The sequence below is a fragment of the Candidatus Saccharibacteria bacterium genome (genome assembly GCA_016191105.1).
Taxonomy (GTDB): Bacteria; Patescibacteriota; Saccharimonadia; order CAILAD01; family BJGX01; genus JACPPH01.
Genome location: JACPPH010000002.1, coordinates 119,598 through 138,762, shown reverse-complemented (window position 1 = coordinate 138,762; position 19,165 = coordinate 119,598). Strand labels below are relative to the sequence as shown.

The following is a 19,165-nucleotide window of genomic DNA, read 5'->3' as shown; positions in this document are numbered from 1 at the left end:
CTGTCAAAATAAGCGTAAGCATTTATAGTAGGAAAACAAAAAAATGGTAAAGACTAGTCATAAGCTGGTATTTTCGCTCGGGGTCACCCTGGCGGCCTTGGCGATTATGAGCTTTACTGTTACACCTTTTAGCCAGAATATTGCCAGCTGCTGCAATCAGTTCGCACTCGAGGCCGCCTATGGCTTTCCGTTTGCCTTTCGCAGCGTTTATAGCGGCGGCTTTACCGGCTTGGGCCAAACTGTGTTCTCGGGCTGGGCCTTAGCACTCGACTTTGGCATGATTTTTTCGGTAGTGCTAGCCATAACAGTGCTGCTAACCCAGCCCATGGTTGCGCAGGGCCGCCCCCATAGAAAAACCAAAAGGAGAGCCTAGATGTTCAAAAACGAGCTCCAAAACAATACCAAGATATTCTTAACAGTCCTGGCGGCTGGAGTAATGCTGGCCAGTTTTTACTTTGTGAATAGCCCGGTGAGCAATATTGTAAAAAAGCTATTACCTGGTAATTCGAGCAGCACCACTCAAAACGAACAGCCGAACGAGCCACAACAAAATGGTGGCCAAACCAATCAAGCTACTACACCCAGTCAATCTAGCTCCGCCAGCCAAACTGCCAGCTGTAATGTTGCCCAAAAGGCCTCATTTACCGCCCAATATAGCTCACAAGTAAACAATGAGAACGCTCGCTACGACAACCAAACACGCTTTATTGAAACCACCATATCCGATCCCAACTCAAGACAGGCTGCGCTTAGCCGAGAGAATTCGGTTCACAATGCTAACCTTAATAGCATAAACTCGCAGTACCAAAGCAACCTACGCTCAATTAATTGCTAAGGTTGCCAGGCCAAGACCTCTAGGTGTATATTTAAGCTATAAGCTAGGAGGTAATTATGAAAAAAGGATCGGCTCTAATTATAGTCATTATTGTTGTGGCCGCCTTGTTGTTAGGTGCGGTTTTGTTTTATGTGTTAAACAACAAGAATCGAACCCAAGCCCCCCAAGGTCAAACCAATAGCCTGGCAACCAATCAGCCAGCTTCGACTTCGGATAACGGTAATCAAACCAATACCAATACAGTCACCATAGCCGATATGGCCTTTAGCCCGAATAGCCTAACGGTCAAAAAGGGCACAACCGTAACTTGGACCAACAACGACAGCGTGGTTCACACCGTAACTGCTACCGACAACTCATTTGAGTCTGGCAACCTAGCTAGCGGCAAAAGTTTTAGCCGTACTTTTAATACAGTTGGCACATTTAGCTATAAATGCACACTGCACCCCAGCATGACCGGTACTGTTACGGTTACAGAATAGTTAACCCTCGAGTTCGGGCAAAACTTTGCCCAAAAGCACGCCCACGCTGCGCCATTCTTGCATTTGACCGCCTGCAATCGCTAGGCGGATTTGCTTTGGGCTCATCCAAGTAACTTCGATGTCTTCGCCATGCTCGAGCTGTTGGCCGGTGGGCAGTTCTCGATACTCTCGAACAATAAAATAGTACAAGTCCCAATCGACAGTCGCGCCGGCGGTAGCAACGGTAATAAGTTCTGGGTTTTTGATAGTCAAGCCAGTTTCTTCGGCAGCTTCTTTGATGGCACCGGCCTTAGCAGACTCAGCAATATCAGTCTTATCCTTAAGCGCTTCGTTGTATTCCGTCAAAGTATCATAGACCTTGCCGCCCGGCAAACGAAGATCAACTTGCTCAAGTTCGTGCCGGTGTTCTTTGGTAATTAAGATCTGACCTTCGGCCGACACAATAATCAGTCGTGAGCCCGGGGCTCGGCGGGCTTTTTCGAATGTCTTGCCATTACCGCCATCGAACTCTACAACTTCGATAATCCGGCCTTGATAGGTAATTTTTTCTTTCATGCTTGCTATTTTATCAGCTACTCTTCATTGCGTCATTCCCGCGCAGGCGGGAATCCAGAAACAAAAAAGTAATAGCCTGGATCCCCGGTCTGGTCGGGGATGACGGAGAGTAAATCCTACCAAAATCTTTGATTAGCTGTACAGCGAATTTAAAAACTTTGGGCGGATCCGGAGCCAGTGTTGCCACTGGCTCCGGCCGCAATTCGAGAGCAGCCGTTTTGGCTCAATCGCGGATGCCCGTAGGCGTAAAGTCGAGTTGGTGCATCCTGTACGGACGGCCTCGAAGTATAAAGCGTTTCGAGGTTGGCGTGATGACCGAGAGCGTCGCCGTTGAGTTCATGTCCTCGTCGAAGCTGAACGCCGGCGTAATGGCCACATAGCCCTGCAGCTCCAGCTCGTCTTCGGCACGGCATGACAGCTCATCTGAGATCTCGCGACAGGCGTTGTAGATCGAATCGCCGTCTGGGTCAACTGGCAAGCCGTTGAAAACCCAGTAATAGACGAGCTGGCCACCAGTAACCACCTTGCCGTTTGGGAGTTGCAGGTCAACGTGCAGCGTGAAAACGTAGACTTCGTCACTGGTTGGCATGATCAGTCCTTTCGCAGACCTTGCTCGAGAGACCTTCTCGAATGCAGCATCATTTTACAATAATTAGACAAGGAATAAAAGCTTTATCGTTCGAATCTGCCTTGTGCGGATGAGAACTAAGTTCTCGGATGACCTCGAACAATAATAATGAGATCCTGAAACGAGTTCAGGATGACGAAAGGGAGGGTTATCGAAAATGATAGGAAAGAAGGTTATAAATCAGCCTTCTTGGGCAAGCGTAGTTCAATGTCACCTTCGAGTTTTTTGCTGGGTTCGGGATCGATACAAGCTTCTAGATCGGCGCGGATCTTTTTTTCGTTCACATCTTGGCCAATAAACACCAGTCGAGTTTTTGGCTGCTCGGTTTTAAGCCAGTTTTCCCAAACCAGCTCCGGCCGCACACCCACCAGCTGAAAAATGTATTTGCGCTGGTGGCCTTTGCTACCAAAATCCACAAAACCTTTGGCTCGATAAACTTGAGTTGGCAACTTGCGATTAATAAACTCCTGAAACTTCATAGGGTGGAGCGGTTTATCGGATGTAAAAGAGAAGTGAGAGTATTTGTGGTGAATGTGATCGCTATGATCATGCTCGTGACCACCTTCATTTGGATGCTTAATTTCCTTGGTTTTGTACAGATCTTGGTCGAGCAGCAGGCGCACATCGACCTCGCCCTTGGTGGTTTCAACTATGCGAGCCTTTGGATTAAACATCTCCACTAGCTGGCGGATTTCTTTAACCTTAGCTGGCTTAACTAAGTCGATCTTGTTGATAATCACAAAATCGCTAAATAAGATTTGATCGCGAGCAATGTTGTGTTCTTTAGCTTTGTCTTCGAGGTTTTCGGCATCTAAAACAGCTACAATGCTATCGAGACGGACCCTTTGGCCAAGGGTGTGTCGTAGCGTCATGGCCAAGTCGCGCGGCTCAGCTAAGCCCGAGGCCTCAATAATAATGTAGTCGATGCCCGAATTGGCATAGGTAAATTGCTCTATGGCGTCTTGCAGATCGAGAGTTTGTAAGCTACAGCAAATGCAGCCACTGGTGAGCTCTAAGCGCTTGTCGGTTTTAGACTTAATAAGTTCGCTATCAATGTTAATATCGCCAAAGTCGTTTACCACCACGCCAATGTTCATACCCTGGTTATGCTGCAGAATGTAGTTGAGCAGGGTGGTTTTGCCAGCCCCCAAAAACCCGGTTAGAACAGTAATGGGAATCTTTTTGTATTGAATTAGTTTCTCGCTCATAGCATAATTATACCAGATGGGAGATTGCATGAAGTTAATATTTATCAAACGTGAAAAGATTGCAACCGACGCTTGGGCTAACCATTTCGAAAAACCCGCCGGGTTCGACTACCAACCAGGCCAGTTTATAGAGGTAGTTTTAAAGCACCCAAACGAAGATGATAGGGGCGAAAAACGTTGGTTTACTCTAAGCAGCTCTCCAACCGAGCCGGATCTAGTAATTCGCACCCGGTTCGTGCAAAGCAGGCGCTCTAGCTTTAAAGCTGCCTTGTACCATCTTGAGCCTGGCGATAGCATGGAGTTCACTGGGCCCGACGGTGATTTTGTGCTACCCAAACCCAAATCGGAAAAACTGGTATGGGTGGCGGGCGGTATTGGCATAACACCATTTCGGTCGCAGCTTAAATACATGCTCGATACAAACGATTTGGACCGAAAAATCATTTTATTTTATGGCAACCGCACCGAGCAAGACAATATCGTGGACGACCTGCTAAAAGAGGTAAGTGCTAAAATGCCGAAATTCAAACTTGTAGAGGTATTGAGCGAAAGCCCGCCGGCCGGCTGGCAAGGCGAGCACGGCTATATTGACCCAGCACTAATTAAGAAGTACGTTCAAGATTTAAACAATTTTGATTATTATGTGTCTGGCCCCGAGCCCATGGTCGATGCCCTAAAAGACAAATTAACCGGGGTGGGCATTGCCGAAGATCAAATCCATGGTGACTGGTTCCCAGGCTACACCGACAAGTTCTAATGGCAAATACAAATAAACCTCGACCCGACCTATTCAGTTGGCTATTTAGAGATAAAAACGGCAAGACTGTGGTCTTCCAGGCACCAAACGCACCGATCGTGGTAGCCGGTTTGGCTTGGGCTGCACTGCTGTTTGTGCGCAGCGGTCCGTGGCACACAGTCCTGGAGATAATCTTTAATGCTGGGCTGATAATTTGGGCCGTCATGGAGCTAGGCTGGGGGACTGTTCGTGCCAGACGAATACTGGGTTTAGTAGTGTTGGTTTGGATATTTGTATCGTTGGTTTTAGCCAGTTTGCGTAGTTTATAATGTGTTAAAGGCTGTAAGAAATGTCACCCAATCAACACACTAAAAGGAAATCGCATCTTGGACTGCCGGCTGGCAATGAGATAATGCACATTTCTAATGCCGAAGAAAAGCGAGAGCCGGTTCAGAAAAGTAAACATTTTGTGGACTTCAGAACAATTAAGAATGTCTACAATCATTTTGACTTAGACACGGCAATCTTCGACAAGCCAGGCTTAGAGGCAAAGAACATATTAGACTCTGGGGGCGAGCTAAATAGCAAGTTAGTAGGGCTCATACTAAATGCCCAACTAAGCACGGCAGAGATTGGATTATTGCAAAGCTGTTACAGCTATTTATCTGAACAAGATGAGCCAAAAGCAGCCGATTATATATATGTGTTTGGGGCACGCACTCCGCTGCGAGTAGAAAAGGCGGTCGAACTCTACCGGGAAAAACTAGCGCCAAAGGTAATATTTAGTGGCCGCGGGCCATTCTATGGCAAATCTGAAGATACAACCGAAGCCGAGCAATATGCGGCCATAGCGCTAAAGTCTGGAGTGCCAGAGTCAGATATTATCATTGAAGACGGGTCAATAACCATACCCGACAACGTTCGACGAACGCTCAATATGATGGATGCCAAGGACATGACTTACGATTCTTTCATTGTTGTTAATTCACCATACACGCAACGACGAGGCTGGTGTGTATGGAAAAAACACACCGCAGCCAACGTGCAGATTCACCGAATAAATAGTCGTACCAAGCCTGAGTTTAGTAGTGAAGGATGGTACAAGAATCAAAATGGCTTGTTGCTAGTGCTTGGTGAGTTTATAAAACTCCGCAACACCATAGCCTTTAACGATGCCTAATGCGGCCAAAAATAACAAAGCGCTTATGCTATAATTACTTGGTATAGGCAAATAATGTGCAAACCCTAACAAAATATAAATCTCTTCAGGCTTTTGTAATAAATATTGCCAGCGTTAGCAACGCTGTAGCTTTGGCATTTTTTATGATCGCAACGGCTAGCGGCTATAAGTTGCCCGGAGGGGCCTGGATGGTGTATTTAATTAGCCCAATTGCGCTGGTTGGGCTAATCTATAACTTTTTTGTTTTTAATAGAGTAAACGGTCGTTTGCCCTACATGGCAACTTACTTTGCGCTGGTTTTTATTTTGCTGCAATTCTTTGTAGTTATAGTGTTCACTGGCGGCTTTAACTCTCAGTACTATGCAGCCTGGTTGCTACTTCTAACGATTTCGTGTTGTCTGAGCATTCGAGCTTTTTACATAAATGCTGCGATTGCGCTCGGTAGCTTTGTAATGCTAACTTTTTTGATGGTGCCGCAGGGGCAGGGCTGGAGTTTTAACTTTGTAGCTTTGGCTCTAAATGGGCTAGCCGTGTTTTTTGGAGCTTTGCTAGCCTTGGCTTTTCAGAACTTTAAACAGGCTGCTCAAACAGCTGATCGCATAACCAACCAGCTTGATAGCACTAAGTTTTCCGAAAAGCTAATGCTGGCCTCAATTGCCGATGCTGTGGTGGGCGTCGACAACAAGCGCAAGATTGTTCTATTTAACTCAGCTGCCGAAGACATGACTGGCTGGGATGCTCAAAGTGCCAACGACATATTCTACACCAACGTGCTCAAGCTCAAAGACGCCAATGGCAACGACGTAACCAACGCCAACGATCCATTCTTGCAGGTGTTTGAGCAAAAAAGCACGCTGACCACCGATTCATTTCATATACTAGATAAGGAGCACAACAAAATATCGCTGTCACTGTCGATTGCGCCCACGGTCGATGTTAATAACGAAATCTCAGGTGCTATTGCGGTGCTGCACGACATCTCCGAACAAAAGGCGGTACAGCGCGAGCGCAACGAGTTTGTGAGTACGGCTAGTCACGAAATGCGCACCCCAGTAGCCGCAATTGAGGGCTATATATCTATGGCCAACAATTCCAACCTTGCTACCATCGACGATCGGGCCCATAGCTATCTCGAGAAGGCTCACCAGTCAGCTTTACACCTTGGTAAGCTGTTCCAAGACTTATTGAGTGTTACCAAGATCGAAGATCAGCGACTTAACGACACCAGGCAGGTGTTTAATCTGAGTGATTTAGTAACCCAAGTTGCCAACGAAATGGAAATGGTGGCTCGCAAAAAAAACTTACAGCTATTTACGCACATTGGCGGTAGCTCTAACCACCACGAAACGGTTATTGCACCAGTCTATAACGTGCGGGCCGATGCCGAACGAATTCGTGAGGTTCTTACTAATCTAGTCGATAACGCTATTAAATATACCGCCTCTGGCAGTGTCGATATTGAGCTCGACGGTAATCGCAACTTTGTAACCGTGAAGGTACGGGACACCGGCATGGGTATTGGCTTAGAAGACCAAAAGCATATGTTTGAGAAGTTTTACCGAGTAAACAACAGCATGACGCGCGAGATCGGCGGCACCGGCCTAGGCCTATATATTGCCCGTAGCTTAATAGAGCTTTATGGTGGCCAGATTAAGGTTGAGAGTAAACCGGGGGCGGGGTCGAGCTTTATATTTAGTTTGCCACTCGTTAAGAACGCCTAAAATTTGCTAAAATCATAAGCAACTTGTTATAATCAAGAAAAGTAACCGAGGGAACCCTAAAAGTAATGGCAAAAATCCTAATCGTAGAAGACGACATTAGCTTGCGCGACGTCTATTCGGCTCGTTTACAAGCCGAGGGCTACACAATTGTAACTGCTAGCAATGGCGAAGAGGCCTTAGCTGTAGCCGTAAAAGAGCGCCCCGACCTTGTACTACTAGACATTATGATGCCGCGAATTTCTGGTTTCGATGTATTAGACATTATTCGTACCACACCCGAGATTGCCCACACCCGAGTAATTATGATGACCGCCTTAAGCTCGCCCGAGGATCGCGAACGTGGTGAAAAGCTGGGTGTTGATCAATACTTAGTAAAATCTCAAGTTACACTCGAAGACGTGGTAGCCGCCATTAAGCGCATACTATCGGGCCCAGCCGATACTCAAACCAAGACCGAGCCAGTTGTGGGCGGTAAAGACGAAAAGAAGCCCGAAGAGCCCGCCGCACCGGCTAGCTAAATCGTTTTAGAAAGTTCAAAAGACCCGCAAGGGTCTTTTTTGTTGCCCTTTAATGGTTTTGGGTGTTTAATAAGCCTAGATCTATTCGTAGAAGTACCGACCCAACAAGGGGAAGCAACATGAGTCAGAGTTACAGGGGTACCTGGACAGTGCAGCCCAACGCCTGGCACGCCCGAGCCTACCAATACTGGCAGCAGCACGGAGAGTACAAGAACCAACCGGACTACCGCGAGAACCTGTGCCACTACTGGCGGGTCGTGGTTATCTGGGTGCCGATCGCCTGGGTCTTCAACAACGACGCGGCAGAAGCGGTAGGAAGCTTCGTCGGCGATGTGAGTCGTCGTTGCGGCAAATGGGGTCGTCGACACAAGAAGAGCCTCAGCGTGACCGGCAGAATCTTCTTCATCTGGGGGGTCGGTATGGGCACGGTCGCCGTACTGATTGGGGCGATCGTCAACTTCCTCGCCATTCTCGAAATGGTCGGTATCTCAACCGCCAGTCTTGCGGCCCTATGGGGGACCTTCTATGCCATGGAGGCGCTCGACACGAAGAGGAAAGCCAAGAAGTTGAGCCGTGAGAGCATTGGTCAACAGCACAACCGGCCAATCCGCGACACAATCCAGCTCATCGGACGTACGGCAGTTGCCAAGAAGCACAGCATCTGTCCGTTAGTGGTGATCGCCACAGAGGAACAGGTGGCAGCACCAGAGGCAGAGCCCATGTTCGAACCACTGGTCTCACCGCAGATAGTCGCTCGCCTCGAACAAGAGGCCGTCGACGGCAAGCGAGACCAAGTGCTCGAACCAGCGTGATCAACATCCAAGATCGGTGCAACAACCGAGCTCGAGGGAGAGTCCTTCGGGCTCTTCTTCGTTATTATTGGTTTGATCAACCATGTCCTTATCTGTTAAAATGTATGCAATGAGAACTCTAACAAGTGAACTTGCCAAAGCTGTTGGCAAGTCGGTGATGATAGAGGGTTGGTTGCATAAAAAGCGTTTGCTTGGCGGCCTTAATTTTATTAGTTTACGCGACCGTGGCGGCTTAGTTCAGATTGTGGTCGAACAAAAAGACGAAGTTGAAAAGCTGCGCAGCCTACAAATCGGCACGGTTTTGAAAATTGAAGGTAAAGTTGTAAAAGAAGAGCGAGCACAGGGCGGTGTAGAGATCCACGACCCTAGAATCGAAGTGTTGGTTCCGGTAACTGCCGAACCATTAATTGAAATTGACAAGCCCATTAGCCACAAGCCAGAGCATTTAGACACTCTATTTGAACACCGGGCACTGAGCTTACGCAACTTACAAGAACAGGCTATTTTTAAGGCTCGTTCACATATCAATCAACTCTTACGTGAATACCTGACCAACAATGACTTTGTCGAGATCCAAACACCCAAGCTAGTGGCAGGATCGGCCGAAGGTGGCGCCGAGGTATTTAAGCTAGACTACTTTGGCCAGGAGGCTACTTTGGCTCAAAGTCCGCAGCTTTACAAGCAAATGATGGTTGGTGTGTTTGAGCGAGTCTTTGAGATTGGTCAAGCCTATCGTGCCGAACCAAGTGCTACTACCCGACATATGAGCGAGGTTACAATGCTAGATGTTGAGGTTGGGTTTATAGACTCTTACAAAGATGTTCTGGATTTGGCTCAAGACCTAGTTCGTGATACACTCGAAAAGCTATACAAAGAACAGGCCGAACTTCTCAAAAAGTTAAATTCTCCTGAGCTAAAACTAACCAGGGAATTTCCTCGCTACACGGTAGCGCAGGTGCACGAAATGTACAGCAAGGCCAACAACGAAAATACTGTGGGCGAAAAAGATCTGCGCCCAGACGAAGAACGCTGGATCTGTGAATATGCCAAAAAGAACGATGGCTGTGAGGCAGTATTTGTAACCGATCTGCCAAAAGAGGCTATGAAGTTCTACCACATGGAAAATCCCGAAAATGACAAAACCGCCCTAAGCTCTGACCTGCTATTTAGAGGTGTCGAGATTGCAACCGTACCACAGCGAGAACATCGCCATGAAAAGCTCGTGGAACAGATCACGGCTGCTGGCATAGATCCCAAGCATCCTGGGTTTAGACATTATCTGAGCGCATTTGAATTTGGATTGCCACCGCATGGTGGGTTTGGTTTTGGCATAGACCGTTTTGTCCAGTTAACACTGGGTCTCAAGAACGTCAAAGAAGCCACCCTGTTCCCGCGCGATATTAATCGTTTGACTCCCTAGTTAAAATTGGAGGGTAGGTTGAGCGAGCCAGAAAAAATTCGACTTAATAAGCGCTTGGTGCAACTAGGTTTTGTAAACTCCCGGCGGGCTGGCGATGAGTTAATTAGCTCTGGCAAGGTTCGAGTTGGCGGCAAAACCATCAATAACCTAGCCACCACCGTAACTAGCAATAATATTGTTTCTGTAACTGGCCGTGGGGCCAAGTTTCACGATAGTGGTTTAGTTGTGGCTCTCAATAAGCCGGTTGGTTATATTTGCTCGCACGCCCAACAGGGCGATAGTCCAACTATTTTTAGCCTGCTGCCTCGGAATTTTGCGCACCTTAAGATCGCCGGTCGTCTCGACAAAGATAGCTCTGGCTTGGTGATTTTAAGCTCCGATGGAGACTTGGTGCAAAAGCTTAGCCACCCCTCAACCCAAAAGCCCAAGGAATATGTAGTAGGCCTCGATAAGCCACTGGCGGCCGGTGACCAAAAAAGGCTAGTTATGGGTGTTAAGCTCAATGACGGAATTAGCAAGTTTGATAGTTTGAGCAAAATCACCTCTACGCGCTGGCGGCTTAGCCTGCATGAGGGTCGTAATCGCCAAATCCGCCGCACCTTAGCCGACCTGGGTTACACCGTAAAGGTTCTGGAGCGAGTGTCTTTGGGGGGGTTGAGCTTGAGTAATTTGGGCACAGGGAAACACAAAATTATTAAGCCCAATGAGGTTTTGTAGTGTTTGTTGTTAGTTGGTTGGTGTTGCTACTGATAGTTGTGCAGGTTCAAATTAGCCCCAACGGGCTGATAGCTAAAGCTCAAGATTGGTTGACCTCGCTGTCTTCGGCTGGCAAGCTTAACTACAGCCAAGTTTTTGAGGCCGCTAAATACCAGCCCATGCCTGAGCGCAAAGCCAGTGCTACCGATCCAGCCGTTGCCGCCAAGGCCGCCCTTGTTTACGATGTAGGTAGTGGCAAATATCTGTACCAAAAAAACGACAACGCCAAGCTGCCCATGGCTTCGCTAACCAAGCTTATGACCGCACTGGTAATAATGCAATCGCACAAACCAGATGATGTAGTTACAATTCCAGACGGCTTACCAGCTCTGGGCGCGGCTGATGAGGCTCTAGGGTTTCAGCCGGGCGAGAAGTTTACAGTTGAGCAGATGTTACAAGCGCTGCTAATCCAATCAGCCAACGACAGCGCCAATGCTTTGGCTGTCTGGGATGCTGGCTCGATCGAGGGTTTTACGGCCAAAATGAACCAGTCAGCCAAAGCCTGGGACTTAGAAAATAGTCAGTTTAATAGCGTTAGCGGTCTAGACACGCCCAACCACTATGCCTCAGCCAAAGATCTGCAAAAGCTAAGCAGTATACTTTTGAATAGCAAGATGTTTCGCGATACTATAAAGTCCCAAAAAAGTACAATCACCGCTCAGAGTGGCAAACAGTACAAACTAACCACTACCAATCAAGACCTGAGCGTGCCCTATATATATGGTATTAAAACGGGGTTTACAGACAAGGCCGGGCAGTGTTTGATCTTTGAGCCTATGTCGGAGGCTTTGCTTCTTTGGCCACAAAGAAGTGCTGTCCGCACAGGACAAGACTCAGCTTTCGGCCTGAACGGCCGACTTACTTTTTGGCAGCAAAAAGTTAAGCCAAAACTGCCGGCATGGACACAATTCAGCAGCATTCAGATGGCTTTAACTTCGGGTTCTTGTGGAACTCGCCCCGACGGTGCCGTCGGGGCTCAAACAGTCCTCGAACACCGAGTATCAAAGCTATCTTCACTTGCTGATTGCTTTAATGCCAGAATAAGCTCAATGACGGCTGATCTTGCAACGGCTGGGAGGGTTGCACAATGAAGTCGTTGCCAAAAGTTGCCATCGTGGGTCTGCCCAATGTTGGCAAATCTACACTATTTAACCGCTTAACGCACAGTAATCAAGCGGTAATCTCGGATACGGCCCATACTACGCGCGATCTAAACCGCGGCGTGGCAGAATGGCAAAATCAACAGTTTGAGGTAATCGATACCGCCGGCTACACCAAGCCCGACGGTGAAATCAAAATTGCCGCTATGGAACAACTGGAGAAAACCTTGGGCGAGGTGGATCTGGTTTTATTACTGGTAGACGGCACGGTTGAGCCGGGGCAAGCCGATCAAACCTTGGCTAAAACAGTTCATAAGACAGGTAAACCGAAGGTTTTGGCAATCAACAAGGCGGAGTCGGATAAAAAGTTAGTGAGTCAAGACAGATTTAACAGGCTTGGTTTTGATGTTGAATTCAAAGTTTCAGCCCTAAATGGGCAGGGAACGGGGGACTTGCTTGATTACATTGCTAGCAAGATACCCAAAGCTAAAAAGGCCGAAAAGCCAACTATCCAGGTAGCTATCTTGGGTCGCCCAAACGTTGGTAAAAGTAGTCTTTTGAACGCGCTAGCCGGCAATAAACTGGCTATTACTAGCAGCACAGCCGGTACCACTCGCGATGTTAATAACTTTGAGCTAACTTATCACAGTCAAAAAATTCATTATTTCGATACCGCCGGGCTTCGTAAACCTGGCAAAATTGGTCGCGACATTGAGTATTATTCAAGTTTGCGTAGCAAAAAAGCCGTTGAGCAGGCCGATATCTGTCTTGCATTGATAGATGCCAACGAACCAGCCACAGCTCAAGACCAACACATATTAGGCATCGTAAAAGAAGCCAAGAAAGGTCTGATTGTGGTTGTAACCAAGTGGGATTCTGTGCAAGACAAAGACAGCACCACCATGGCACGCCTGTCGCGCGTAATTGCTAAGCGGCTACAGTTTGTGTGGTGGGCACCACTTATTTTCACCTCGGCCCACGAAAAGCAAAATCTTAATCAGCTGCAAGATATGATATTAGACATTCACAAACGCCTCGACTTTAAGTTAACCACCTCGACTCTTAATAAATTCTTGGCTGAGGCCAACGCCAAGCAACCACCGGTAGCGGTAAAAACCAGGCGGCCCAAGGTGAACTACATTACCCAAACGGGCACTAGACCGCCAATATTTACAATTTTTGCCACCCATCCTAAGCTCATGCACTGGAGCTATACCAGGTTCTTAGAGAATCGCCTGCGCTCTGGCTATGATCTTAACGGCGTACCAATTACAATAGAGTACAAGAGTAAGTATAAGGAAGCTAAGTGAAATTAATCGTCGGACTCGGCAACCCCGGAACTGAATACGCCAAAACTCGCCACAACCTGGGATTTATGGTGGTCGATCATATTGCCAAACTAAAAGAGCTTGAATTCTACGAGCGCTCTAAGTTTTCGGCCGAAATCTCTGAATTTCAAGTCGGCGACGAAAAAGTTGTTTTAGCTAAACCAACAACCTTTATGAACGACTCTGGCCAGGCCGTGCAAGCTCTAAGCCATTTTTATAAACTAACCCATACCGATACTTGGGTAGTTTCTGACGATCTAGACCTGGAATTCGGCAAAGTCAGGGTAAGAATTGGTGGCAGCAGTGGTGGCCACAATGGGCTTAAAAGCATTATCGACAAAGTTGGCGAGAGCTTTGTGCGTTTTCGAATCGGTATTAAGACCAATAATTTAGCCAAGATTGGCGCTCACGACTATGTGTTGCAACGCTTTGGCCAGGCCGAAGAGGAACAGCTACCAGGTGTAATTGCCCAAACCGAAGGGCTAATCAAAAAAGCTTTTGCCGAAGGCGTGGAACACACCTCTAGCTCGCTATAGTTAAATATTTTTCACTCAAACCGCGTTGAGTCAAAACGTATTACTTATTTTTTTACCTGCTGGTAGTTATGCTAGTTAAGAAGTCGTACCAAACAACCAGGAGGCACTCATGAAAGCGGCCGTACACGAGGCAGTTGACTGCCTTCCACTCACCACTGGCGTGCTCTGCACAGTCATGCTCACCAGCCCCGGGCACGTGCTGGTCAGTGTGAAGGTAAGAACCTGCGAGGGTGAGGAGACTCAGAAGATGTGGCAGCCCAATTGTCAGCTACAGCTCGAACCGTCTTTAGGAGAGAGCATCCTTAACGCCAACTTGGTGCGCTACACCCAAGCCGGGGAATACCCCCAAGCAGGAGAGGAGTCAGCCATTGTTCAGTTCCACGGACAGCCATGCGCCAACGTCGTCGGATTCGACCAGCTGCGTGAACAGCCCTTGTAGGTGGTGCGGCCGGCTGTGGCGGCCCAGCCACGCCCGCTCGGGGCTATGGTATCACTACTGCCATAGCTTGCAAACCACCTTGTTCACCACCGGTCGCTGGATCTCGAACTCACCCTGGTAGCCGACTATCGATTGGCTCACGAAGGAACTCACTTTGTGGGCTCCTTCGAATTTGTTGCTATAAACTGTTTGCTTTTTGTTCGGCTATAATTTATACTAAAAATGTAGCGATCGTAGCACCTTGGCGCCGCTGGCGCAAACAAAATCAAAATTTAAAAACGCTCCATGCTCGCATGTTGTTAACAAAGTGGGGTATGGTAAATATATTGCGCTGCAGTATCTGCAGCCATGAGTAATTTATGTGTGTATTTTTAAAAATGAAAAACAACACAAAATAAAACAGACTAGCCGTACGAATCGAACTAGTCTGTTTTACACACCCTTTAATGCCCCCGAATGGGATTTTGCGGCCTCAAAAATTATTCTATAGACCGTGGCAATTAAAGGGAGTAATCTGCTACCGAGAACCTAAAAGGAGGGTGAGTTTTAGGTTGACTCTCGAGTAGCAGAGTACTCCCTTTACGAAGGAAATATCTGATTTCAAGATCGCAAGTATGGTATCACACAAGCACTACTTTGTCAATAGCTCTAACCACAAGAAATTTAATGACGCTTATGCTATGCAGGTTAGCGGTAGAATATGAATATACAAGAAGTAGATTATAAAAGCAAGTACTTTCCGCCACTTTTGCGTGATATTGCAAGCGTGCCCAAAAAACTCTATGTACGTGGGCAAATCCCTGAACTGCCAATGATTACGGTGGTGGGCACCCGCAAGCCCAGTGATTACGGTCGCCAGCAAACCTATAGAATTGCTCATGATCTAGCCAAGGCCGGCTTTTGCATTGTTAGTGGTCTGGCTTATGGCCTCGACGCCGTAGCCCACAAAGCTGCGCTCGATGCCAAGGGCAAGACCATTGCCGTGCTTGGCAACAGCATTGATAGTATTTATCCGGCTGGCAATCAAAAGCTTGGCGAGCAGATATTAGAGCAGGGCGGAGCCATTATCTCGGAATATGAGCCAGGATTAGCCACCCAAAAGTTTAACTTTCCAGCTCGCAATCGCATACTAGCAGGCATATCTCTTGGGGTAATTATTACCGAGGCCGATGCCAAATCGGGCACCCTCATAACCGCTAATTTTGCTTTAACCAACAATCGCTATGTGTTTGCTGTGCCCGGCAACATTACCAGTCCACGTTCGGCCGGACCTAATAATCTAATAAAGCACGGTGCCCATGCCATTACCGACGCTACCGATGTACTAGACCTTTTGGGCCTACAAAGTGGCTTGCTCAAAAAACCGACCGTCAAAGCTGATAGCAAAGAGGAAGCTCAAATACTCGATATTCTAGCCGAACATAGCTGCAGCACAGCTGAACTTATAGACACTACAGGGCTAGAGGCCGCCCAAGTCGCCACAATACTAAGCCTTATGGAGATCACCGGCAAAATCCGCTCCATGGGTGCCGGTCAGTGGCTGGCTGTGTAGCTAGCCCATAGCGTCATTCCGGACCGGAAATCTATGCTCAGGATCCGGAATCTAGAAATTCTGAGACAGTTCAGGATGACAAACTATTGACTTTTTAACGCTTATATGGTACGCTGTACAAGATTCGCGCCATCAAACCAACTACTCAAAGAAAGAGAGACCGCGAATGGACACAGAAAGTGAAGCAAAGCTTCAGGTCCCGGGCCCGTTCTGGCGCCTGCTGAGCGAAACCAAGCCCGGCCTTCACTCTGGGCGGCCATGGATCTACCAAGACCCTGAGCGTCAGACGGCGCGGCTCAACGACAAGGTCAAGGCCTTGCGCGACGAACTGGCCGACATCGAAGGCTTCAGTCTCGCCCAGGTACAACTGGACTGGTTCGAGGTTCGAGTCCAGCACGAGGACCCCGAGGTCGTACTCCAGGCCGGCACGGACTGCCTACCAATCGCTAAGCGCTACGCCGACTTCCTGAACGCCGTGGTCTACGTCGAAGCCTTCGCCGAGATCGACGAGCTGTTCAGCGCCGAGGACAACCCAAGCGTGCCGGACAGCTCCCTCAGGGTCGTCCATCGTCGGCTACACCACAACTGCATCGGCAGCATCGATCAGTTGCGAGCTCACACCTCCGAGGACATGCTGAACCTTGGCTTCCTCAACGAAGACATCGACACCATCGTCTACGTCTTGGGGGGCCGAGGCCTCAAGCTAGCCGGCGAGTAGCCAGCACGCGACACCGTGCCGCACCAACATACGCCCCACGACCTGCGGACATCCCGCCCCGTTGTGGGGTGTTCGCATTTTAGGCCATTAATTTGACAAAAATATACACATTCATATATAGTGCTGTATCGCCGCACATCAATTTGCTGTAAAACGAATTCCATCCTGTTATTACAGCAGCATCGTATGCGGGACAGGCTTGTATGCCCTCAAGTGCTTGCATAATTTTTAATTAACCATTAGCATTATCGAATAGTATGCCAAAAAACGTTGTAATAGTAGAGAGTCCCGCCAAAGCCAAAACCATCGAGAAGTACCTAGGTAAAGATTACCAGGTGCTTTCGAGCTACGGCCACATACGCGATCTGCCCAAAAGTGGGTTAGAGATCGATGTCGAAAAAGATTTCGAGCCAACCTATGTGGTGCCAGAAGATAAAGCCGAGGTGGTAGCCAAACTTAAAAAGGCTATTGATAAAAACACTACCGCCTGGCTGGCCACCGACGAAGACCGCGAAGGTGAGGCTATAGCTTGGCATTTGTGCAAAGCCTTGGGCTTGAGCGAAAAGACCACCAAACGGATTGTATTTCATGAAATTACTAAACCAGCTATTGAAGAGGCCATAAAAAACCCCCGCAAGGTTGATCTACACCTGGTAGACGCACAGCAGGCCCGTAGAGTATTAGATAGACTGGTAGGTTACGAGCTCAGCCCCGTACTGTGGAAGAAGATCCGACCGGGCTTAAGCGCCGGTAGAGTGCAATCGGTCGCGGTGCGCTTAATAGTCGAGCGCGAACGCGAGATCGAGAAGTTCGAGAGCAAGGACTTTTTTAAGGTTACAGCTGAGTTCGATCTAGGTAAAGATGGCGTGCTGCAAGCCGAACTCAGCGAAAAGCTGCCAGATGAAAAGGCTACTCAAAAGTTTCTGGAGTCGGTAAAAGATGCCAGCTGGAAGATATCTGGACTCGAGCAAAAGCCTGGTAAAAAATCACCCAGCGCGCCATTTACCACCTCAACGTTGCAGCAAACTGCCAGCACCCGCCTAGGCTTTTCGGTGCGCCAAACCATGACCTTAGCGCAGCGATTGTATGAGGCTGGCCACATTACCTACATGCGTACCGACTCGGTCAATCTTTCGGCTATTGCGGTTAAGCAGGCTGCCGGTTATATAGAAAAGAAATATGGCAAGGATTACGTAGAGCAGCGGGCTTTCAAAACTAAGTCAGCTGGCGCTCAAGAAGCCCACGAGGCCATTCGCCCAACCGATATGAGCTTAGAGACGGCTGGAGCTGATGAGCGCCAAACCAAGCTATACAAGCTTATCCGGGCTCGAGCCCTAGCTACTCAGATGGCCGATGCCAAGCTGGAACGCACTATTGTAACTATCACTACCGACAAAACCGATAAAAGCTTTGTGGCCAAAGGGGAGATCGTGCTGTTTGATGGTTTTCTGAAAGTTTATGGCGATAAAAAAGAAGATAAATTACTACCGCCACTCAAAGAAGGCGCAACCCTAAAACTAATAAGGATTGTGGGGCGCCAGAGCTTTGAACGGCCAGCCGCTCGCTATACCGAAGCTAGCCTGGTTAAAAAACTCGAGGAGGAGGGCATAGGCCGACCTAGCACCTATGCACCAACCATCTCAACCATTCAAGCTCGTGAATACGTGCTAAAGGGCGAAATAGAGGGTAAAATTCGCGAGGTAGTGGAACTGGAGCTCAAGGCCAAGAATATAAACCGAACACAAGTCGAAGAAACTTATGGTGCCGACAAAAATAAGTTGGTGCCAACAGATACCGGGTTGGTAGTAACCGACTTTTTGGTTAAATTTTTCCCAGAAGTTGTCGATTATGGCTTTACCGCCAAGGTCGAGAAGGAGTTCGACGAAATTGCCACAGGCCAAGAACAGTGGAACAAGATGATCGCGGACTTTTATAAGCCGTTTCACAAATTAATCAAGCAATCTGAAGATATCAGCCGACACGAGGCCAACCAGGGTCGAAAGCTTGGCAATGACCCCAAAACTGGCAAGCCAGTAATTGCCAGAATGGGCCGCTATGGCGCCATGATCCAGATAGGCCAAGCCGAAGACGACGAAAAGCCTAAGTTTGCGCCAATGCCAGAAGGTAAAAAAATCGACGAGGTAAGCCTAAAAGAAGCCTTAGAAATGTTTAAGTTGCCCAGAAAAGTCGGTGCAACTGCCAAGGGCGAAGAGATTACTGCCAATATTGGCCGTTTTGGACCCTACGTAAAGGTTGGTGAGATGTTTGTGTCGATTAAAGGTGAAGATCCGTTTCAAATAGATGAGACTACGGCCCGCAAGCTTATTGCCGCCAAGCAAAAACAGGAGCGCGAGCGAATTATCCAGGATTTCGCTGACGAAGGCTTGCAGGTGTTGAACGGCCGTTATGGGCCATATGTAACCGATAGCAATACCAATGCCAAGGTACCAAAAGACAAAGACCCTAAAAAACTTAGCCTTAAGGAATGCCAAAAACTGGTTGCCGAAGCCAAGACCAAACCTAAACGATTTGGAAAAAAGTAAAAACATTATAAAAATCATTGACCAAAAGCGCTTTAGATGTTATAATCTTAACTGTCTTAAGTTTTTGTCTGCTACAAGTTTTGGCCGACATTCATAAT

Annotated in this window: 21 protein-coding genes; 18 read left to right on the top strand and 3 right to left on the bottom strand. The window is 48.0% G+C overall.

Translation table 11 applies throughout. The features are described 5' to 3' along the window. Positions 1-43 precede the first annotated feature (43 nt). Genes HYX70_00950 through HYX70_00940 form a run of 3 tightly spaced genes read left to right on the top strand, consistent with a single transcriptional unit; the run spans position 44 to position 1,317 of the window. Positions 44-373: a hypothetical protein gene (locus HYX70_00950; protein MBI2797852.1), complete on the top strand. Its 330-nt coding sequence runs from the start codon at positions 44-46 to the stop codon at positions 371-373. After that, positions 374-835 carry a hypothetical protein gene (locus HYX70_00945; protein MBI2797851.1) on the top strand — a complete coding sequence of 154 codons (462 nt, stop codon included), beginning with the start codon at positions 374-376 and terminating at the stop codon, positions 833-835. A 56-nt stretch (positions 836-891) separates the two neighbouring features. Further along, complete coding sequence (locus HYX70_00940) at positions 892-1,317, top strand: cupredoxin domain-containing protein (GenBank protein MBI2797850.1); 426 nt, start codon at positions 892-894, stop codon at positions 1,315-1,317. Here the strand turns inward: HYX70_00940 and HYX70_00935 are convergent, their stop codons facing one another. The 3 genes from HYX70_00935 to HYX70_00925 all read right to left on the bottom strand — a co-directional run bounded on the left by HYX70_00935 (position 1,318) and on the right by HYX70_00925 (position 3,708). Further along, positions 1,318-1,872 carry an NUDIX domain-containing protein gene (locus tag HYX70_00935; GenBank protein MBI2797849.1) on the bottom strand — a complete coding sequence of 185 codons (555 nt, stop codon included), beginning with the start codon at positions 1,870-1,872 and terminating at the stop codon, positions 1,318-1,320. Between the two features lie 223 nt (positions 1,873-2,095). Next, a complete protein-coding gene (locus tag HYX70_00930; protein ID MBI2797848.1) occupies positions 2,096-2,461 on the bottom strand; it encodes a hypothetical protein in 366 nt (121 codons plus the stop codon). A gap of 212 nt (positions 2,462-2,673) precedes the next feature. Beyond that, positions 2,674-3,708 carry a GTP-binding protein gene (locus HYX70_00925; GenBank protein ID MBI2797847.1) on the bottom strand — a complete coding sequence of 345 codons (1,035 nt, stop codon included), beginning with the start codon at positions 3,706-3,708 and terminating at the stop codon, positions 2,674-2,676. Positions 3,709-3,736: 28 nt separating this feature from the next. Here HYX70_00925 and HYX70_00920 point away from each other — a divergent pair, with 28 nt between their 5' ends. The 15 genes from HYX70_00920 to topA all read left to right on the top strand — a co-directional run bounded on the left by HYX70_00920 (position 3,737) and on the right by topA (position 19,067). Next, positions 3,737-4,465 (top strand): FAD-dependent oxidoreductase, encoded by a 729-nt coding sequence (locus HYX70_00920; protein MBI2797846.1) that lies wholly within the window; start codon positions 3,737-3,739, stop codon positions 4,463-4,465. Next, positions 4,465-4,773, top strand: a complete 309-nt coding sequence (locus tag HYX70_00915) for a hypothetical protein (protein MBI2797845.1) — start codon at positions 4,465-4,467, stop codon at positions 4,771-4,773. Before HYX70_00920 ends, HYX70_00915 begins: the two co-directional genes overlap by 1 nt. A gap of 20 nt (positions 4,774-4,793) precedes the next feature. Further along, complete coding sequence (locus HYX70_00910) at positions 4,794-5,624, top strand: YdcF family protein (GenBank protein ID MBI2797844.1); 831 nt, start codon at positions 4,794-4,796, stop codon at positions 5,622-5,624. A gap of 56 nt (positions 5,625-5,680) precedes the next feature. Continuing rightward, positions 5,681-7,345, top strand: coding sequence for a PAS domain-containing protein (locus HYX70_00905; GenBank protein MBI2797843.1), 1,665 nt, complete (start codon positions 5,681-5,683; stop codon positions 7,343-7,345). 65 nt (positions 7,346-7,410) lie between these two features. Continuing rightward, a complete protein-coding gene (locus tag HYX70_00900; protein MBI2797842.1) occupies positions 7,411-7,863 on the top strand; it encodes a response regulator in 453 nt (150 codons plus the stop codon). 149 nt (positions 7,864-8,012) lie between these two features. Then, positions 8,013-8,675, top strand: coding sequence for a hypothetical protein (locus tag HYX70_00895; GenBank protein MBI2797841.1), 663 nt, complete (start codon positions 8,013-8,015; stop codon positions 8,673-8,675). Positions 8,676-8,784: 109 nt separating this feature from the next. Then, entirely contained in the window at positions 8,785-10,095 is a 1,311-nt protein-coding gene (aspS, locus tag HYX70_00890) for an aspartate--tRNA(Asn) ligase (GenBank protein MBI2797840.1), read from the top strand. An 18-nt stretch (positions 10,096-10,113) separates the two neighbouring features. Beyond that, complete coding sequence (locus HYX70_00885; protein MBI2797839.1) at positions 10,114-10,812, top strand: rRNA pseudouridine synthase; 699 nt, start codon at positions 10,114-10,116, stop codon at positions 10,810-10,812. After that, entirely contained in the window at positions 10,812-11,942 is a 1,131-nt protein-coding gene (locus HYX70_00880) for a D-alanyl-D-alanine carboxypeptidase (protein ID MBI2797838.1), read from the top strand. The genes HYX70_00885 and HYX70_00880 overlap by 1 nt, the downstream gene beginning before the upstream one ends. Further along, complete coding sequence (gene der, locus HYX70_00875; protein ID MBI2797837.1) at positions 11,939-13,261, top strand: ribosome biogenesis GTPase Der; 1,323 nt, start codon at positions 11,939-11,941, stop codon at positions 13,259-13,261. The genes HYX70_00880 and der overlap by 4 nt, the downstream gene beginning before the upstream one ends. Continuing rightward, complete coding sequence (locus tag HYX70_00870) at positions 13,258-13,815, top strand: aminoacyl-tRNA hydrolase (GenBank protein ID MBI2797836.1); 558 nt, start codon at positions 13,258-13,260, stop codon at positions 13,813-13,815. Before der ends, HYX70_00870 begins: the two co-directional genes overlap by 4 nt. Before the next feature lie 208 nt (positions 13,816-14,023). Then, positions 14,024-14,254, top strand: a complete 231-nt coding sequence (locus tag HYX70_00865) for a hypothetical protein (protein ID MBI2797835.1) — start codon at positions 14,024-14,026, stop codon at positions 14,252-14,254. A 700-nt stretch (positions 14,255-14,954) separates the two neighbouring features. Then, positions 14,955-15,806 carry a DNA-protecting protein DprA gene (gene dprA / locus HYX70_00860; protein ID MBI2797834.1) on the top strand — a complete coding sequence of 284 codons (852 nt, stop codon included), beginning with the start codon at positions 14,955-14,957 and terminating at the stop codon, positions 15,804-15,806. Between the two features lie 166 nt (positions 15,807-15,972). Then, entirely contained in the window at positions 15,973-16,524 is a 552-nt protein-coding gene (locus tag HYX70_00855; GenBank protein MBI2797833.1) for a hypothetical protein, read from the top strand. 257 nt (positions 16,525-16,781) lie between these two features. Beyond that, positions 16,782-19,067, top strand: a complete 2,286-nt coding sequence (topA, locus tag HYX70_00850) for a type I DNA topoisomerase (protein MBI2797832.1) — start codon at positions 16,782-16,784, stop codon at positions 19,065-19,067. The last annotated feature ends 98 nt before the right edge of the window (positions 19,068-19,165 follow it).

Bases quoted from the DNA above. Each gene is read 5' to 3' on its own strand.
- aspS (MBI2797840.1), top strand. From the start codon at position 8,785: ATGAGAACTCTAACAAGTGAACTTGCCAAAGCTGTTGGCAAGTCGGTG.
- HYX70_00920 (MBI2797846.1), top strand. From the start codon at position 3,737: ATGAAGTTAATATTTATCAAACGTGAAAAGATTGCAACCGACGCTTGG.
- HYX70_00915 (MBI2797845.1), top strand. From the start codon at position 4,465: ATGGCAAATACAAATAAACCTCGACCCGACCTATTCAGTTGGCTATTT.
- HYX70_00910 (MBI2797844.1), top strand. From the start codon at position 4,794: ATGTCACCCAATCAACACACTAAAAGGAAATCGCATCTTGGACTGCCG.
- der (MBI2797837.1), top strand. From the start codon at position 11,939: ATGAAGTCGTTGCCAAAAGTTGCCATCGTGGGTCTGCCCAATGTTGGC.
- HYX70_00925 (MBI2797847.1), bottom strand. From the start codon at position 3,708: ATGAGCGAGAAACTAATTCAATACAAAAAGATTCCCATTACTGTTCTA.
- HYX70_00950 (MBI2797852.1), top strand. From the start codon at position 44: ATGGTAAAGACTAGTCATAAGCTGGTATTTTCGCTCGGGGTCACCCTG.
- HYX70_00935 (MBI2797849.1), bottom strand. From the start codon at position 1,872: ATGAAAGAAAAAATTACCTATCAAGGCCGGATTATCGAAGTTGTAGAG.
- HYX70_00900 (MBI2797842.1), top strand. From the start codon at position 7,411: ATGGCAAAAATCCTAATCGTAGAAGACGACATTAGCTTGCGCGACGTC.
- HYX70_00945 (MBI2797851.1), top strand. From the start codon at position 374: ATGTTCAAAAACGAGCTCCAAAACAATACCAAGATATTCTTAACAGTC.
- dprA (MBI2797834.1), top strand. From the start codon at position 14,955: ATGAATATACAAGAAGTAGATTATAAAAGCAAGTACTTTCCGCCACTT.
- HYX70_00930 (MBI2797848.1), bottom strand. From the start codon at position 2,461: ATGCCAACCAGTGACGAAGTCTACGTTTTCACGCTGCACGTTGACCTG.
- topA (MBI2797832.1), top strand. From the start codon at position 16,782: ATGCCAAAAAACGTTGTAATAGTAGAGAGTCCCGCCAAAGCCAAAACC.
- HYX70_00940 (MBI2797850.1), top strand. From the start codon at position 892: ATGAAAAAAGGATCGGCTCTAATTATAGTCATTATTGTTGTGGCCGCC.
- HYX70_00855 (MBI2797833.1), top strand. From the start codon at position 15,973: ATGGACACAGAAAGTGAAGCAAAGCTTCAGGTCCCGGGCCCGTTCTGG.